The sequence below is a fragment of the Rhizobium sp. LARHSG275 genome, from assembly GCF_052871115.1.
Genome location: NZ_JBIXJN010000008.1, coordinates 12,636 through 28,861, shown reverse-complemented (window position 1 = coordinate 28,861; position 16,226 = coordinate 12,636). Strand labels below are relative to the sequence as shown.

The following is a 16,226-nucleotide window of genomic DNA, read 5'->3' as shown; positions in this document are numbered from 1 at the left end:
CGCCGCTACTCTGGAATGGAGTTTTCGGGGGCGATGACGTCGGGGAAGACGACTTCCGCACGGAAGCCACCTTCGACGCGGTTTTCCAGGCTGAGCGCAAGATCGTACACCGCTGCGATCTCCGACACGATGGCAAGACCCAGACCAGAGCCGGGTTTCAAACGGTCGAGACGGACACCCCGATGCGGAAGATCGGGCAATCTCTCTGGCGACACGCCTAGGCCGTCGTCCTCGATTACGAGGCGGGAATGGCCATTCTGTCGAACCGCGCTGACATTTATCCTGCTCCTGGCCCACTTGCAGGCGTTCTCGAGCAGGTTTCCCACAAGTTCGCGAAAGTCGTGCGGGTCGACCGGCACTCTTAAGCCGTTGGCAACGTCTATTTTCCAGGCGAGGCGTTCGCCTGCATCAGTGTGTCTGAGCATTCGAACGGTCTCGTTGATGATCTTCTCGACGTCGGCATCGCCACTCCGTTGATCAGGGCTCGGGGTGATACGGGCACGGGCGAGCTCGTGCTCGACGTGCGAGAGCATAGTCTCGGCAAGATGGTCGAGTTCATCGGCGATCTCCACCTCGCCCTTCTCCCGAAGCGAGTACGCGTTGTTTGTGAGAACGGTCAGAGGCGTCTTCAGCCCGTGAGCCAGATCACTGGCCCTGCCCCTGGCCTTCTCCATCGCCGCGGCCTGGCTTTCCAGAAGTTTGTTCAGTTGATTGACGAGCGGTTGGACCTCGCGCGGATAGGCCCCCGCCAGTCGGCTGGCCCTCCGGTCGCGCACCGCTTCAAGATCACGGCCAATGCGGTCGAGGGGTCTCAATCCGATCCAAAGCTGCCCGATCGACATCAACACGAGGAGCGCGGCAAGAACGGCGACATAGGGCAGGATGTCGAGAGCAAATCCAAGGCGCGCGCTGTCGACCTCGTCGGCATTCACCGCCACAGCAATGCGAATGGGTCTCGTGCCCTCCGGTGCGACCAACGACAGCACGCGTTCCTGAACAAGGACATCCTTCCCCTCCGGCCCGGAGAGACGATATTGATGCATGATGCCGACAGGATGTGAATCCTGCGGCAGAGCCAGGACGTAGTCGAAGAGCGAGGAAGATCGGACCTCCGTCTTCCCCACAGGATCGTCGATCTGCCAGTAGAGCCCCCCATAGGGTATCAGGAAACGATTGTCCGGAGGGTTCTCGGGCACCTGCAGCCTGCCTCCCGGCAAGAAGCGGATCACGGCCGCCAGACGGTTTATGTGTCCGGTCAACTCGTTCTGCACGCGCTTGCTGTAGCTGTCCGCAAAGATCTGGACGAGAGCGACGGATGCAGCGGCAAGGCAGATCGACACAGCTATCAGCGACGTGATGATGAAGCGGCCGTGAAGCGACCTCATGTCCCCTCGCCCGATGCTATCTGGTACCCGAAGCCTCGGCGCGTGACGATGGCGTTCCTTCCAAGCTTCTTTCTCAGCCGTCCGATCAGGACCTCCACCGAATTGCTCTCCCGTTCAAAATCCTGGGTGTAAAGCTGCTCGGTAAGCTCGAGCTGGGAGATCGCGCGACCGCGGTTCTGCATCAGCACCGACAGGCATTTGTACTCCATGGGCGTGACATCCACAGGCATCCCGTCGACCATCACCGCGCGTCGGCGCGGGTCGATGGAAACGGGACCTGAAGACAGGACCGCACTGGCATGGCCAGAATATCTGCGCAGGACTGCGTGCAATCTGGCGAGAAGCTCCGCGATGCGGAATGGCTTGCCAAGGTAGTCGTCGGCGCCAGCGTTGATCCCCTCGACGCGCTCCTCCCAGTTGCCGCGCGCCGTCAAGATGATGACCGGCATGTCACGACCGTTCGCCCGCCAGTTTTTGAGGATCGTTAGGCCGTCGATCTTCGGCAGACCCAGATCAAGGACGACGGCGGCGAAGTCTTCATGCTCGCCGGCGAACAGGGTGGCTTCTCCGTCGGTCTCGTGGACGACGTTGAAACCGGCCTTGGTGAGCTGGGCGGCCACGTCACGGGCGATGAGCGGGTCGTCTTCGGCAAGCAATAGGCGCATCATTCGTTCTCGATTTCGACGATCCTGCCTGACGCGGCGTCCAGTTCCACCTCCGTGACCTGACCGCCGCCCCTCAGAATCCGGAACTCGTAGATTATGCGATCGTCATGCCGATCGACACTGATATCGATCAATTCGCCGGGCAACTTGGCGAGGACTTTCGCCTTCAGTACGGCCAGAGGCAGGATTTTCCCTTCGTGCACCCGTTTAGGAAGGTCCTCGTGCGACGGCAGGTCATCCGCTTCGCGGGAACGAGCAGGGAAATCGTCGGCATGTGCGCTCCATATCGGAAGCAACGGCCACAGAAGAACTAGGCAGACGAACGCGAGCGTGCGGGGCGGGTACATTGTCGAAGAATATCCTATCGAAGATGACAATAACCTGACAATCGCGATCAGGTCGCCGTCAGGTCGCGCCCCATAGGTTCGAGGCCGACCAGATGAGCAAAATCGCTCCTGGGATGATGGAGAATGACCAATGCAGAAAATCATGTTCGCAACCCTCCTGCTCGCCACCGCGTCGATCGGCGTTGCCCGCGCCGAAGAAGGTCAGAATTGCACGCAGGCTTCCAAGGACAGGTGGTTGAGCGAGGACGGCATCAAGGAAAAGGCCAAGGCCGCGGGCCTCAAGGTGCGCCGGGTCAAGGTGGAGGGCAGTTGCTACGAGGTCTACGCCGTCGATATGAAGGGCAAGAAGGTCGAAACCCTGTTCAACCCCGAGACCGGCGCAGTGGTCGGCAACGAAAGCGAATGACCATGCGCAGGATGGATACGGATGCGGCGGGCGCTGGCTCGCCGCCAAAGATCAGGGTCTGGGACCCGGTCGTGCGGATGTTCCACTGGGGTCTGGTGGGCCTGTTCGCGTTTTCCTTTCTGACGGGCGACGAGTGGAAACAGGCGCATATTCTGTCGGGCTACGCCATCGTAGGTCTCCTGCTCGTGCGGATCATCTGGGGCTTCGTCGGCAGCCATCACGCGCGCTTTTCCAACTTCATCTACGATCCGATCACCACCCTCGGCTTCATGCGTGACAGCCTGGCCATGCGCGCCAAGCGCTACATCGGCCACAATCCGGCCGGAGGCGCGATGGTGTTAGCGCTGCTCCTCGCGATCTCGGGCATTGCCACAACCGGGTACATGATGACGACGGACGCCTACTGGGGAGTGGAATGGGTGGAAGTGGCGCATGAACTGCTGGTCAATGTGACGCTTGGCCTAGTCGTCCTTCATATCGCTGGCGTCCTCCTGGCAAGCATCGAGCACAGGGAAAACCTTGTCCGAGCGATGGTAACCGGCAGGAAGCGAGCCGATTGACCTGGATCGGCGTCGCGGCCGAGTAGGACCTGAAGCCATGGAAGACACCTGGTTAAGGACTTGTTGCTCATTTGCCGAGCTGATCTCGTCCCGGCGTCTACGAACGACCAGGGGCCGCGCAGGTGGACATCCTGGCTTCGTCAGCGGCCTGAATGAAAGCCGTGCGCGCTGGCTCCTGCGAGACATTCCCGCTTACGGCCGCGGCGCAGATCTCTCTCGCGAATGCGTGTTTTCTACGCCATCGATTGGCGGGAAAGTCGAGCGCTCGCTCGCTCCGCCGACAGCCTCAGGGACGTTCATCCCACCTGGACGAAAACAGGTTGCGACCAGGTTCCTTCAATCTGTTTCTGGGACGTCATCCTCGATCTCCTGAACGTTTCGCCTTGCGAGCGGGCATCATTACGAGGGCCGGACCACGATCAGGCGCTGGCTGATGGCGTCAGGATACAGCGTTCGACCGGCATGGACGTTGATATCGATCAAGCCAGGCACGATCGCACTCTGAAATTACCTTGTTCTCGCCGTAGCCGGCTCGCTCCTCCGTGTCGCTTCAGCCGCGCTCATTCCTCGGCACGCAGTTGGCTGACGTCGCAGTCATGGCGCGGCGCGAAGGCGATCGGTCCGACCTCGATGACTCGAACCATACAAGTGGTTGATCCAGCGCAATGTGTGAGGCGAGTAGGCATCCTATTCTCAAAGGCAGCTCCAACTCGTGGAGGACAACACTTAAAGGAGATTCAGGATGTCCGTGTTCAAACTGCCAACGATCGCTATGTTGGCCTTGCTCGGTGCCGTGGGCATCGCCTCTGCCCAGACGAAAAGTCCAGACCCGGCCCAGTCGGAGGACAAGCCCGATGCCGACGGATCGGAAATGATGCCAGGCATGATGGGCGGCAACATGATGCCATCTGGCATGTACCCAGGAATGCGCATGATGGGGCCAATGCGCGGTCATATGGTGAAGATCATGTTTGCCATCGCTGATAGCGATGGGGACGGTGCAATTTCTTTCGAAGAGTTGACCGCAATCCACAAACGCGTCTTCAACGCGGTTGACGCGAACAAGGACGGCAAGGTTACACCTGAAGAAATGCAGGCATTCATGCAAGACATGTGATTGGACGCCGCGCATTTGCCGGCCGTTGCATGGGAGCCTAAAGGAGACTTCTCATGACCTATACGCTCGATAGAACTCTCTGGGCGACCAGTTTCGACGATGCGGTCGGCAGGACCAAATCCGCTCTCATCAAGCGCGGGTTCGGTGTTCTGACGGAGATCGACGTCAAGGCAACCATGAAAAAGAAGATCGACGCCGACATCGACGACTACCTCATCCTCGGAGCCTGCAATCCGCGCATGGCGTTCGAGGCGATGAAACTGGAACCGAAGGTGGGGGCCATGCTGCCGTGCAATGTCATCCTGCGCGGGGTCGGTGGCGGCAATGTCATGGTGAGCGCCATCGATCCGGTCGCATCCATGCAGGCTATCGACAACGAAATGCTGACCAGTCTGGCAGGCCGGGTTCGCTCGATGCTCACCGAGACGGTCGCCGAGATCTGACGATTGGGAGTTCCGGCCACCGAGCTCTGAGGGGTCGATCTTGCGTCGCCCCTTTCGTTGCGACCAGAACCGCAACATCCTACAAACTCACCCCGTCCTCAAGCTGGGCGTGCAGGAAGGGGCGGAAAGTTACTGGTCAGACTGCGGTATCAACCAGCGCACCGATCCCCGCCGTCAATGTCATAGCGAAAGCGCCCCAGAAAGTGACGCGCGTGGTGGCTCTCCAGACGTTGGCGCCGCCCGCTTTCGCACCGATAGCCCCCAGCAGCGCGAGGAAGGCCAAAGACGCGGTTGCAACGGTATAGATTAGCACCGAGGCGGGCGAAAGTACGACCATGAGCAGGGGCAACGCGGCCCCCACCGCAAACGTGACGGCCGACGTCAAGGCCGCCTCAACCGGCCGGGCCGCCATGTGTTCGACGATACCGAGTTCGTCGCGTGAATGCGCGTCGAGAGCATCATTTGCAGTCAGTTGGATCGCGACTTGCCTGGCCAGCTCGTCGGTAAGGCCGCGTTTGACGTAGATCTCCGTCAGCTCCTCGCACTAAACTTCTGATTGCGTATCCAACTCGATTCGTTCTCGTGCAAGATCGGCTTCCTCGGTGTCCGCTTGAGAGCTTACCGACACGTATTCGCCGGCCGCCATGGACATCGCGCCCGCGACCAGACCAGCGACGCCTGCTACCAGGATCTGCGAGGGTCCGGCGGACGCGGTGGCGACGCCCATGATCAAGCTCGCCGTCGAGACGATCCCATCATTTGCGCCGAGGACGGCAGCCCTTAGCCAACCGATGCGGGAGACCAGGTGATGTTCCGAATGCAGTCTGCTCATGCGCGTCTCCCGCCGGCGGCGACGCTGACGAGCACGTAAATACCCGCGCCTAGACTGTACAGGACGGCGTGCGACAGGGTTAGCGTACGTGCTAGTCTCCGCCGCATCCCGGTGGTTTCGGCGGTCGTTGAATTCACTTCGCGCTCCCATTGTTCACAGACACGTCCTCCTGGCTTCAATACCGGAGCTCAGCCATCAAGGATTTGACCACGATCAACTTACGCGGGCTTCCAGTTGGAAAGGCGCCTATGTGAACTTCCGGTTATCGTGGCGCCCGGCGAAGGAGAGACGGAATTCTGGCACACGGCGCCGGCCGTGGCCAGGAAGCCGGAGCGCCGGCAATTGCGTTACATCAATGCCGAGTCGAAACGAATGGGAGATAGATGATTGCAATCGCGGCGGTCCGCGAGAGATGGAGCAGGACATGACGGCACAATATTTGCCGCTCGGTTTACCTCGTCATCCATCGGTTTGAGCATTCAGGAAGCAGCACTGGAACTGGACGCCGATATCCTGGTCATGGGAGGATTTGGACGCTCGAGGTTACGCAATTCTGTCCTGGGCGGAGCAACCGATGGCGTCTTGCACGAGCCTCTTCTGCCCATCCTCATGTCGCATTGACGAACTGTGCCCGCCGTGGCTGGTTTCGGCTGCTATCGAGCGGCGGGACCTCACCGGCTTCGAACGGCGTGGACGTGGGTATCGATCAAGCCAGGCACCTTCGATGCGAAGCTTTGACAACCATCAATGACGTCCCCCTGGCGGAGACGATAATCGGCGAAATCACATACGGAGTTCGCCATGGATATCCCCGTTCCTCCCTCTCCTCCCCCTTCGTCCGCTTTAGAGGTCGCGACTTCTGCATACTGGGTGAGATCGCCCACGGAGCTGGGCGCTGCCCTCGCCAGCTCCCTGCAGGACGGGCTGACGTCCGGCGAAGCGGAAGAACGGCTACGACGGTTCGGGCCGAACTCTCTTTCCGAGGAAAGCGGCGGAGGCATGTTGGCGAACTTCGCGCGCCAGTTCAAAAGTCCGCTCGTGCTCGTGCTTGTGTTCGCAGCGCTTGTCGCGGGTAGCGTCGGCGAAGTCCACGACGCCTTCATCATCGGTATCATCATTCTCGCTAGCTGCTTCCTGGGTTTTCTGCAGGAACATGGCGCGCAACGAGCGGTCGAGGCGCTGCGACAGCGAATTTCTCTCACTTCAAGGGTCCGCCGCGACGGCGCCGACAAGGTCGTGACTGCAACCGGCATCGTGCCGGGCGACCTGATCCTGCTCTTGGCGGGGAGCCTCGTCCCTGTCGATGCAGTCATCGTTGTCGCGCAGGATTTAAACGTCAGCGAAGCGACGCTTACCGGAGAGACTTTTCCCGTTGCGAAGGTGCCCGGCTTTTCAACCGAGGACGCCGGTCTCGCGGACCGTTCCAACTGCGTGTTCGCAGGAACCTCGGTTCGGAGCGGCACGGCGACGGCCCTTGCTATCGCGACCGGCCCCCGCACGGAATTCGCACGGATCGCCAGCGCCGTCGCGCGTCAGATTCCGGAAACGGAATTCGCTCGAGGTGTTCGGCATTTCGGATTTCTGATGACGCGGATCATGCTCTGCATCGTCGTCGTCGTGCTGGTGGCGAATCTCCTGCTTCACAGATGGACTCTCTGCTTTTCTCGCTCGCGCTTGCCGTCGGCCTGACGCCTGAGCTGCTGCCTGCGATCATCAGCGTGACGCTCGCGCGCGGCGCCCGGATGATGTCGAAGTCTGGCGTGATCGTTCGCCGCCTCGATGCAATGGAGAACCTTGGCAGCATGGACGTGCTTTGCACGGACAAGACGGGGACGCTTACCGAGGGCGTCATCCGCCTTGACAGTTGTGTCGACCCGCAGGGCGTCGGCTCGCCGGAAGTGCGGCGGCTGGCACTTCTCAATTCGGCGTTTCAATCGGGAATGAAAAATCCGCTCGACGACGCCGTGACGGCCACGATCGCCGCGGGGGAGATTTCTCCCGACGCCCGCAAGCTTGCCGAGATCCCCTACGATTTCTCGCGCAAGCGCCTATCCGTGATCGTTGCCGGCAAGGACCGGCCGCCGCTGTTGATCTGCAAAGGAGCGGCCACCAACGTGATCGACGTCTGCGCCGCCGTCATGACCGCGCGCCGCGAAGTGGCCTTGGACGACAATGTCCGCAAACGATTAGACGATGCCTGCCGGCAATGGGGAGAAGCAGGCATGCGCGCGCTCGCGGTCGCCACCCGGCCCATATCCAAAGCCGCTCCCGAAATCTCGAGGGAAGACGAATGCGGGCTTTGCCTGCAAGGTTTTCTGCTCTTCTCAGATCCCCCGAAGACCGATATTTCAGCCGTGGTAGCAAGCCTCATGGAACGAGGGGTGCGGATCAAGGTGATATCGGGAGACAACCGATATGTCGTTCAGCATCTCGCGTCGTCGATCGGAATCGACGGTTCCTGCATGCTCACGGGAAAAGAGGTCGGCCGCATGAGCAACGACGCACTGTTCAGCCGTGCGGGGAAAACCGACCTGTTCGTCGAGATCGACCCAAATCAGAAGGAACGGATCGTGGCGGCCCTCCGCAAGGCCGGACACGTGGTCGGATATCTTGGAGATGGGATAAATGACGCGCCGGCCCTTCACGAGGCGGACGTCGGGATTTCGGTTGAGGGCGCGGCCGACGTCGCCCGCGAGGCTGCCGACGTCGTCCTGATGCGGCAGGACCTCGCCGTCCTTTCCAAAGGCGTGGACGACGGACGCAGGACCTTCACTAACACGATGAAGTACATATCGATCGCGACCAGCGCCAACTTCGGCAACATGATCAGTATGGCAGCGGCGTCGCTCGTGCTGCCATTCCTGCCACTCGTTGCCAAGCAGATACTGCTAAACAATCTGCTGTCGGACCTGCCGGCGATGGCAATCGCCACGGACAAGGTCGATCCGGCAGACCTTCGGCGTCCGCAGCGTTGGGACATCTCCCGCATCAAGAGGTTCATGCTCTGGTTCGGGCCGCTAAGTTCTCTCTTTGATCTGGCGACGTTCGTCGTCCTGCTGGCAGTGTTTTCCGCCGGACAGGACGAGTTCCGCTCCGCATGGTTCGTTGAATCGCTAATGACACAGTTGGCGACCATGCTCGTCATCAGGACGCCGGGTCCGATCTGGAGGAACCGGCCCAGTCCGCTGCTATTCGGCACGGCGATCGCCGTCGCTGCGGCAGGAGTGACCATCCCCTACACCCCGATCGGCGGGCTTTTTGGTTTCGTTCCGATCCCCCTCGAAATTCTCGCAGTGCTTTTGGCTGTGACCTTGATCTACGTATCAGCTCTCGAGACCGTGAAGATCTTTTACTTTGCGACGTTGTCAACGCAGCACCATTCACTGCAGCGAGCGTCGCGTCGTCGGCCTCGCGCTCGTACAAGGCGCCTTCCAAAATAGGCGTGATCGCCGGGCGCGGAAGGCACTCACGTCTTGCCAATGCCAGCGCCATCGAACTTCGCGGCGTCCCTGATGAGCCTGAACTTCACCTGGGTCACCCTGAGGTCACGATACCAGTCCACGATCGCCCCCCAAGGGTCGACGATCTTTGCCAGTCCCGAGACGAAGGCGACAACGGTGCCTATCTCGGTCTTGCCGGTGACAACATAATATCCCCCGAGGACGAAAATGCCGACATAGCCCAGTTGCGCCATGAGATTCATGAGAAAGTTCATGGCGTACTTGTAGCGGTAGATCTCCATGTTGGCGGAGAAGATCGCTCCGATGCGCGAAGTTTGAGGATCCTCTCCCTGGCCACCTTCGATCGCATGCACCATGCCTTCGCTGACGTCGCGCATGATGGCGACCTTCGCCTCGACCCGGCGGTTGATCGCGGCCTGCAACATCGGGACGAACGCAATCTGCGGGGCGAAGGTTGCTGCGACGGCCAGCATCATCAGCGGTTGGAGATAGATCAGGTAGCTGCAGACGGTGACAAGGATGCCGACCTGCAGCAGCGGCTCGGAGATGCTGGTTCCGACGAAACCGCCGACCGGCTCGGCTTCCGCAAGCACGATCGATAGCTCGACGCCCTCGAGCATGGATTCTGATGGCGGCGTCTCGGCCCGATGCAGAACGCGCGCCCGCAGCCAGAGCGTGCCCTTCTCGCCCACCCAGCTTCTGTAGAGATTGAGGGTGAATTTTATCACGCCCTCCAACACTGCCACCGCGAGATAGAGGGATACGAGAAAAAGAAGCGTCCCGTATGATGCTTGCTGGGTCGCCTCATTGACGATCCGGCGCTGGAGTTCGAGAGGCGCCGCGCCGATAACAAACAGAACCAGGGACAGCCCGGCGATCAACGCCTGATGACGCCTTCCCATCAGCCAGATAAAACCGAACAGGTCGGAGGGCATCGAATCTGTCGCGCTTCCGGTCTTTTGCAAGACGCGGCCCGGCATTCCAATCCTGGAGGGCCAAATGTTCATCGCGCACTCACGGGTCAGAGAGAGACCGCTCGACGCGCCCGCTTCGAGAGTCGTCGGATGGTTTCACCAGCAGGACGCCCACGACCGTCCCGACCATGAGGACAAGAATGACGAGGAGAAGCCTCGACATGATGGCGTCTGCAATGACCCTGACAAACATGACGGAAACACCGGGGACGATTTCATCGTTTGAGGGACTTACCATGCGTAGGCCAGGGTGATCTTGTTCACCACGCCGCCGACGCGGCGGACGCTTTCCGCCGCCACCTTGGCCGCTGAGCGTTCCAGCTCAGTGTCGACCTCTCCCCTCAGGGTGACGATCCCGTTGGAGACGGTCGCTTTGACCGTAGGGGCGGTTATTTCGAGCTCGGCTTCCAGGCGGCTACGAACGGCGGTCCCTACCGCCTCGTCGCCGGAAGCTGTGCACTGCCGAGGAACATCGAGAAGCGCTCGCATCAAGTCGCGACGGCTGATCATTCCGGCGAGCCTACCGTTCTCGACGACCGGCAGGTGTTTGATGTCGTGGGCCTGCAGCAGCTCGGCGAGTTGGCTGGCGGTGGCGGTCGGGGTGGCGCTGACGACGGGCGTCGACATCACGTCCTTGACGCGCCAGCTTCGGGCCTTCACGTAGTCCGCCAGTCCATCTTCGCGGTCGCGCGTATGTGGGACCGCCCGTCTCGCCCAAGACGACGCCACCCGGCGCAGCAGGTCTCCCTCCGTGACGATGCCCGTGAGCCGACCTTCGCCATCGACGACGGGCACCGCGCCAATTTTGCTGGCGTTGACGATCTCGACGGCTTCCCTGACGTTGTGTCCCTCGTCGAGCGTCGTAACGGGGGTAGTCATGATGTCTCTAGCAAGCATCGTGTCGTCTCCTTTAGATTGGCAGGACAATTACACGCGAAAATTCGATCCGCCGCCTTGACGAAGATCAAACCTGAGCATCGTGTCACGGCGGAGGTCGAGGAAACCAGTTTCCTCCTAAGACGCCTTTTCCCGTGCGAGTTCAGTACCTCCGGCACGTCCTCGCCATCCTCTTCGATGGACGCTTCGACGAGCCTCATCACGGTGATGTTGAACGGCATGGTCGTCGTGCATTGCTCCACGCACATGGACCTGCCGTGATCGGTGCGACGGTACGCCAACCGATGAATGAGTGGAAGTAAGCGAAGATGACCGGCTTACTCCGTGAAGATGTCGTTGAACGCGCGACTTAGCGTGCACACATGTTCGACCCCTTAAAGCCTGTGGCGGCTGATGACTTCGATCGCTTCGTCGGCGATCACCTGTTCCTCGTCGGTCGGAATGACGAGGGCGACGATTTCGCTTTCTCTTGCGCTGATCACGGTCGCGTTCATCTTGTTCGCGGGCTCGCTCAACGAGAGACCCAGCCAAGCCAGATGGTGGGCGACGCCAGTGCGTATCTCTGGCTGATGCTCGCCTATGCCGGCCGTGAAGACGACGGCGTCCACGCCGCCCAGAGAGACGGCGAGCCTTCCTATCTCGCCGGCAATCCTGAAGCAGAAGAGGTCGAGGGCTTCCCTGGATGCCGGATGGAAGTCCTGCAGCAGGACACGGACGTCGCCGCTTTTACCGGAGACGCCGAGCAGGCCGCAACGGTGATAGAGGAAATCCTCGAGACGATCGGCGTCGTGAAAATTGTTGCGCAGAAGGTGGACGACGGCACCCGGATCGAGCGAGCCCGGCCGGGTCGACATCGGAATTCCGTCCAGCGGGGAGAACCCCATGCTGGTGTCTATACTCACGCCGTCGACCATGCCGCAAAGGCTCGCACCGCTTCCAAGGTGCGCGCAGATGACACGGCCAGCGGCAAGATCTGGATCGTGTTTCCTGAGTTCGCCGGCGACGTACTTATAGGAAAGACCGTGGAAGCCGTATCTGCGGATCCCGGCGTCGTGCAACTCCCTTGGAATGGCGAGCCGTGCGGCAAGACTGCTCTGCGACGAATGGAATGCGGTATCGAATGACGCTGTTTGCGGTATGTCCGGATATGCGCTTCGGATTGTGCGGACGATCGCAAGCGCCAGAGGAAGATGCACCGGCGCGAGATGCGTCAGATCTTCCATTCCGAGGACCACTTCGGGCTCCAGCAGAACGGGGCCATCGAAGACCTGTCCGCCGTGGACGATGCGATGGCCGGCCACCACGGGGTCGAATCCTCTGCGGACGATGCAATCGACGGCCTGCGAAACCAGCCGCGCATCGATTGCTGTCCCGGACGGAAGATCGACAGCCTCGTCCCCGTCAGAAAATCGAAAGGTGAACCTTGGCGGGTCCCCGAGCGTGGCAATACCGCCTCCCAGCCGGAGTGCCCGGCCGTCCTTCAACCTGAAGACGCCGACCTTGAGGCTGGAGGAACCGGCGTTGAAAGTGACGGCAACCCTATCCATGGCCCGGAGTCCTGGGGCGTGCCGTCCCAGCAGACCTCGCAGCCACCTTCGTTGCAGCCCGCCTGGCTGCCTCCTTGCTTGCCTCTGCGAAGAATTCGCATGCGTACTCCAGGGCGGCCTTCTCGTCTTCCGACGACAGACCGAACGGCGCGCACTGCTCCTTCATCGCCCGCAGGATCTTCTTCTTTAGCGCAGCGACCGCAAAGGCATTCTTCGAAGCGAGAACCTCCTGCAGGCAGGTTATAGCGACGACCTCCAGGACGATAAGCTTGCCTTGCACTTCCCCCTGGCTCGGTATCGCGAAGCGTTCTCCGCCGCGCTTGCAGTCACGATCCATGATCAGCATTTCCGGCCCTCCTCCCTTCGACTGCCGGAACATCGTCCGGGTCCAGTGCGCGTCGAAGCCTGCGCAGCACGACCGCGCGGCCCTTCTCGTCGGCGACGGATTTCAGATGATCGGACAGGTCCAGAACGAATCCCTGATAGTCGTTGTTCCAGTCGGGCCTGCCGGGCACGACCGGCTTGATACGTGCGGGCGTCCTGTCTTCGATGAGGCGTGCACCCGCCGGTGAAAGCTCGTAGGCGTCGTCCAGCGATGGGCAGACGACCTTTGCGGAAAGTTGCTTCGGAAGCCGGGTGGACATCGCTCGACGAGCGCTCTCCTCTCCATGGACAAGAAGATCGTCTTCCGGATCGGTTCCCGTTCGGCGACCCACGCATCCAATTCGCTTGCATCCGCATGTCCGCTATAGGCGTCGAGCGTGGCCATCCTGGCGCCGACGTGAATCTCCTCGCCCTGGATGCGGACGTCGGTCGCGCCCTCCTGCAGAATGCGGCCGAGCGTCCCAGCCGCCTGGAACCCGACGAACAGCACGGTGCACTCCGGCCGCCAGAGCCAGTTCTTCAGGCGGTGGCGGATCCGCCCCGCCTCGCACATCCCGCTTGCCGCGATGATGATGTGAAAGCCACGGACGAGATCGAGGGCCTTCGACTGCTCGGCCGTCTCGGTGAAGCGGACGTTCGGCGCGTTGAGCGCGCGAAGGAACGCCTTGCCGCCGTGACCGAGGTCCGCCGCATGCCTCTTGAATGCCTCGGTCGCTCGCGACGCGAGCGGCGAGTCAATCATGATTGGGCAGCGCGGCACCTCTCCTTCGTCCATGAGGGCGACGAGATCGGTCAGCACCTCCTGCGTCCTCTCGACGGCGAAGGAGGGAATAAGAAGAACCCCGCCGGGGCTGTTCGAGCTCGCCACCACGTCGCGCAGCCGGTCCCGTCGATCTTTCAAGGCGTACTCTTCCCGTTCCCGATCTCCGTAGGTGCTTTCGCAAACGAGGTAATCGACCCCGGAAGGCGCCCGCGGGAGATTTTCGAACAGCTTGTCGCTCGCCCCGACGTCGCCCGAGAACAAAATTCTTGTCGCCCCGTCGGCGCCGGACGCCTCGACTTCAATCGATGCGGAGCCCATCAGGTGTCCGGCATTCCAGTAGCGGAACCTTACGCCGCCGACGGTCTCCCGCCACTCCCCGTACTCGACCGCAATGAACTGCGGCAGCATGCTTCGGGCGTCGTCGGCGGTATAGATGGGCTCCACCGTATCTCGCGCCCTTCTGCGATTCCTTCGGTTGAGCTGTCGGACCTCCGACTCCTGGATGTGACCCGAATCCTGCAGCATGATCGTGCAAAGGTCGATCGTTGCCGGCGTTGCATAGATCGGTCCGCCATATCCCGCCTTCGCAAGCTTCGGAAGCAGGCCCGAATGGTCGATGTGCGCGTGCGTGAGCAGCACGGCGTCGATCGTCGATGGTTCGAAGGGGAATGGCTTGTAGTTGAGCTCCTTCTCCGATTTCGAGCCCTGGAACATTCCGCAGTCGATCAGAATGCGCGTGCCACCAGCCTCTAAAAAGAAGCACGACCCGGTGACCGACCCCGCGGCGCCGTGGAAATGGAGAATGGGATTGGCCATGACAACTCCTACTGTTGTCACGAACCTACGCCGCCGCAGGCGATCGTACGTTGACGAAGGTCAAAGACAAGCTCGACGACGGACGCTTAGCCGTCGGGCGCCTAAGAGTTGCTGCAGGAAGGCCTCGTTGCATCCACAAGAGCATGGACGCTGGTGACGCATCGGATGCGGCCGCCTTCGCCATCGAGAATACTCCGATCCTGGCGATCGATCGCGTTGCGAAACCGCCGTCGCGTGTAGCCGGTGAAGCCGGGCTCGTCGCATAGATTATCCGCGACCCGCGGCAAAATTCGCAGTGCCGCGGGCGTGGCCCAACCCCCGAGGCGAATCGTACGGCCCCTCGTCAAGCACCATTGCCCTAACGTGTCCCTTCATAGTCAGCGGAATCTCATCGCCTTCCCGACCTTCGCTTGATCCGGGTCAAACATCCGGATTGATGCTCGTCAAAGACGGAATGCCTGAGGTCCGATAGCCTCCCTGGACACAGCGCCACGACCTCATCCAAAGGAGACGGACATGCGCGAACACGAAAAGACACGCAACACCGCAGCCGACGTAGCCACGACCGCTTCCCCGGTCGAGCGAACATCGGCAGACCTTGTTCTCGAACGTCGGGACGAGGATCGCTGGGAGGTGACGGCGGCGACGCCGCGGGGCCAGGCATGGGCGAGAGACCATTTCTGCTGCGCGCTGCGGCAATCTTTCACTGGCAGCATGTGTCTCGACATCATGAGCGCCGATCGGCTTCTCAAGGAAGCGCATGGCGAGGGCCTGACGACCGAGTTCGTCAGCCTGTCTGGAAAGGACATATACTGAGATGTTCGCCACAGTCGTCTGCGCCATCGGCCGAGGATCCCGGCAACGCATGCTCCAGCTTATCGAAACGGCCCGCGCGCAGCTCGCGCACAACGGAAGCCTCCACCTCGTTCACGCAGTGGAGGGCCTACCCTCGTCCGCCTCGCCGGACGATTGGGCGATCGAGGTGATGGCCGCCGCTGAGACCAGACTTTCGGAAGCCCTGCGGTCGACCGACACTCCTGCTTCTATACACGTCAGGGCGGGGAACCCGTCTCAGATCATCGTGGCCATCGCGAAGGTGACCGCCGCCGATCTCGTCGTGATTGCCTCTCACCGGGACGACGTGCTCGACCGGGTCTTTGGCTCGGTCGTGGATCACGTCGTACCGCGCGCACCATGCTCCGTGCTCGTCTTGCGAACGACCCGGTGAGCAGCGCGCTTCACACGACCCTCTTCGCCTCAGCCTCCCTGACCTGACCGGCGGCGATGTCACGATACAGTTCGGCGGTATGCGACAACAGTCGCGACCCGGTCTCGCAAAGCCGCGACACCTCCTTAGGATATTCCTCCAGCTCGGTCTCGACGAAGTCCGAAAGGACCTCGACCGCATCGCCGTGGTCGATGCTGCAGCCAAGTCTTGTCAGAAATTCAAAGCATCGAAGCCCTCGCCGAGCGGCGGACGCCGTCAAATCCGTGGTGATCGTGGCCGACGTGACGAAGATCTGCTCTTGGATCAGAGCCCCTGCGCAAAATGCGGGTCCGAGGGTGAAGTTGAATGTGGCGCTTGGACTGGGGAGATATGTCATGTGGTGCTCCGCTTGTGGGATGTGG

General features: G+C 61.2%; 18 protein-coding genes and 3 pseudogenes. 10 read left to right on the top strand and 11 right to left on the bottom strand.

The features are described 5' to 3' along the window. Positions 1-5 precede the first annotated feature (5 nt). The 3 genes from ACIPSK_RS12250 to ACIPSK_RS12240 are packed head-to-tail and all read right to left on the bottom strand — an operon-like array spanning position 6 to position 2,397. Complete coding sequence (locus ACIPSK_RS12250; protein WP_446532933.1) at positions 6-1,385, bottom strand: sensor histidine kinase; 1,380 nt, start codon at positions 1,383-1,385, stop codon at positions 6-8. Further along, positions 1,382-2,053 (bottom strand): response regulator transcription factor, encoded by a 672-nt coding sequence (locus ACIPSK_RS12245; protein ID WP_017965669.1) that lies wholly within the window; start codon positions 2,051-2,053, stop codon positions 1,382-1,384. Before ACIPSK_RS12245 ends, ACIPSK_RS12250 begins: the two co-directional genes overlap by 4 nt. Next, the gene (locus tag ACIPSK_RS12240) at positions 2,050-2,397 is read right to left on the bottom strand and encodes a PepSY domain-containing protein (RefSeq protein ID WP_162116429.1); all 348 of its coding nucleotides are present in this window, start codon (positions 2,395-2,397) and stop codon (positions 2,050-2,052) included. The genes ACIPSK_RS12245 and ACIPSK_RS12240 overlap by 4 nt, the downstream gene beginning before the upstream one ends. 130 nt (positions 2,398-2,527) lie before the next feature. Between ACIPSK_RS12240 and ACIPSK_RS12235 the strand changes: the two genes are divergently transcribed. Next, a complete protein-coding gene (locus ACIPSK_RS12235) occupies positions 2,528-2,803 on the top strand; it encodes a PepSY domain-containing protein (RefSeq protein WP_162116428.1) in 276 nt (91 codons plus the stop codon). Next, on the top strand, positions 2,800-3,363 hold the full coding sequence (locus ACIPSK_RS12230) for a cytochrome b/b6 domain-containing protein (RefSeq protein WP_017965672.1): 564 nt from the start codon (positions 2,800-2,802) through the stop codon (positions 3,361-3,363). Before ACIPSK_RS12235 ends, ACIPSK_RS12230 begins: the two co-directional genes overlap by 4 nt. A 97-nt stretch (positions 3,364-3,460) precedes the next feature. On the opposite strand, the gene ACIPSK_RS12225 is transcribed toward ACIPSK_RS12230, so the two are convergent. Continuing rightward, a complete protein-coding gene (locus ACIPSK_RS12225) occupies positions 3,461-3,574 on the bottom strand; it encodes a DUF982 domain-containing protein (RefSeq protein ID WP_348642892.1) in 114 nt (37 codons plus the stop codon). 531 nt (positions 3,575-4,105) lie between these two features. Between ACIPSK_RS12225 and ACIPSK_RS12220 the strand changes: the two genes are divergently transcribed. Both ACIPSK_RS12220 and ACIPSK_RS12215 read left to right on the top strand, forming a co-directional pair. Next, complete coding sequence (locus ACIPSK_RS12220; protein ID WP_026154294.1) at positions 4,106-4,480, top strand: EF-hand domain-containing protein; 375 nt, start codon at positions 4,106-4,108, stop codon at positions 4,478-4,480. Positions 4,481-4,533: 53 nt separating this feature from the next. Next, complete coding sequence (locus ACIPSK_RS12215; RefSeq protein WP_162116427.1) at positions 4,534-4,923, top strand: DUF302 domain-containing protein; 390 nt, start codon at positions 4,534-4,536, stop codon at positions 4,921-4,923. Between the two features lie 136 nt (positions 4,924-5,059). Here ACIPSK_RS12215 and ACIPSK_RS12210 read toward each other — a convergent pair. Then, a pseudogene (locus ACIPSK_RS12210) lies at positions 5,060-5,755 on the bottom strand (VIT1/CCC1 transporter family protein). A 441-nt stretch (positions 5,756-6,196) separates the two neighbouring features. Between ACIPSK_RS12210 and ACIPSK_RS12205 the strand changes: the two are divergent. The 3 genes and pseudogenes from ACIPSK_RS12205 to ACIPSK_RS12195 all read left to right on the top strand — a co-directional run. Further along, positions 6,197-6,376 (top strand): annotated as a pseudogene (locus ACIPSK_RS12205) (universal stress protein); the annotation flags it as partial. Between the two features lie 180 nt (positions 6,377-6,556). Then, on the top strand, positions 6,557-7,444 hold the full coding sequence (locus tag ACIPSK_RS12200; RefSeq protein ID WP_246709689.1) for a P-type ATPase: 888 nt from the start codon (positions 6,557-6,559) through the stop codon (positions 7,442-7,444). Between the two features lie 29 nt (positions 7,445-7,473). Continuing rightward, positions 7,474-9,195 carry an HAD-IC family P-type ATPase gene (locus tag ACIPSK_RS12195; RefSeq protein WP_446532932.1) on the top strand — a complete coding sequence of 574 codons (1,722 nt, stop codon included), beginning with the start codon at positions 7,474-7,476 and terminating at the stop codon, positions 9,193-9,195. A gap of 26 nt (positions 9,196-9,221) precedes the next feature. On the opposite strand, the gene ACIPSK_RS12190 is transcribed toward ACIPSK_RS12195, so the two are convergent. After that, positions 9,222-10,151 (bottom strand): ABC transporter ATP-binding protein, encoded by a 930-nt coding sequence (locus ACIPSK_RS12190; protein ID WP_246709685.1) that lies wholly within the window; start codon positions 10,149-10,151, stop codon positions 9,222-9,224. A gap of 64 nt (positions 10,152-10,215) precedes the next feature. Here ACIPSK_RS12190 and ACIPSK_RS12185 point away from each other — a divergent pair, with 64 nt between their 5' ends. Further along, a complete protein-coding gene (locus ACIPSK_RS12185) occupies positions 10,216-10,416 on the top strand; it encodes a hypothetical protein (protein WP_162116412.1) in 201 nt (66 codons plus the stop codon). A gap of 5 nt (positions 10,417-10,421) precedes the next feature. Here the strand turns inward: ACIPSK_RS12185 and ACIPSK_RS12180 are convergent, their stop codons facing one another. The 4 genes and pseudogenes from ACIPSK_RS12180 to ACIPSK_RS12165 all read right to left on the bottom strand — a co-directional run bounded on the left by ACIPSK_RS12180 (position 10,422) and on the right by ACIPSK_RS12165 (position 14,597). Next, positions 10,422-11,087: a CBS domain-containing protein gene (locus ACIPSK_RS12180; RefSeq protein ID WP_210254170.1), complete on the bottom strand. Its 666-nt coding sequence runs from the start codon at positions 11,085-11,087 to the stop codon at positions 10,422-10,424. Positions 11,088-11,461: 374 nt separating this feature from the next. Then, positions 11,462-12,634, bottom strand: coding sequence for an acetate/propionate family kinase (locus ACIPSK_RS12175; RefSeq protein ID WP_162116425.1), 1,173 nt, complete (start codon positions 12,632-12,634; stop codon positions 11,462-11,464). Then, positions 12,627-12,980 carry a hypothetical protein gene (locus ACIPSK_RS12170; RefSeq protein ID WP_017965680.1) on the bottom strand — a complete coding sequence of 118 codons (354 nt, stop codon included), beginning with the start codon at positions 12,978-12,980 and terminating at the stop codon, positions 12,627-12,629. Before ACIPSK_RS12170 ends, ACIPSK_RS12175 begins: the two co-directional genes overlap by 8 nt. Continuing rightward, a pseudogene (locus tag ACIPSK_RS12165) lies at positions 12,961-14,597 on the bottom strand (MBL fold metallo-hydrolase). Before ACIPSK_RS12165 ends, ACIPSK_RS12170 begins: the two are co-directional and overlap by 20 nt. A gap of 516 nt (positions 14,598-15,113) precedes the next feature. Between ACIPSK_RS12165 and ACIPSK_RS12160 the strand changes: the two are divergent. Continuing rightward, a complete protein-coding gene (locus tag ACIPSK_RS12160; RefSeq protein ID WP_017965682.1) occupies positions 15,114-15,413 on the top strand; it encodes a hypothetical protein in 300 nt (99 codons plus the stop codon). Between the two features lie 49 nt (positions 15,414-15,462). Continuing rightward, entirely contained in the window at positions 15,463-15,825 is a 363-nt protein-coding gene (locus tag ACIPSK_RS12155; RefSeq protein ID WP_246709683.1) for a universal stress protein, read from the top strand. Between the two features lie 10 nt (positions 15,826-15,835). On the opposite strand, the gene ACIPSK_RS12150 is transcribed toward ACIPSK_RS12155, so the two are convergent. Next, entirely contained in the window at positions 15,836-16,201 is a 366-nt protein-coding gene (locus tag ACIPSK_RS12150) for a hypothetical protein (protein WP_017965684.1), read from the bottom strand. Positions 16,202-16,226 lie beyond the last annotated feature (25 nt).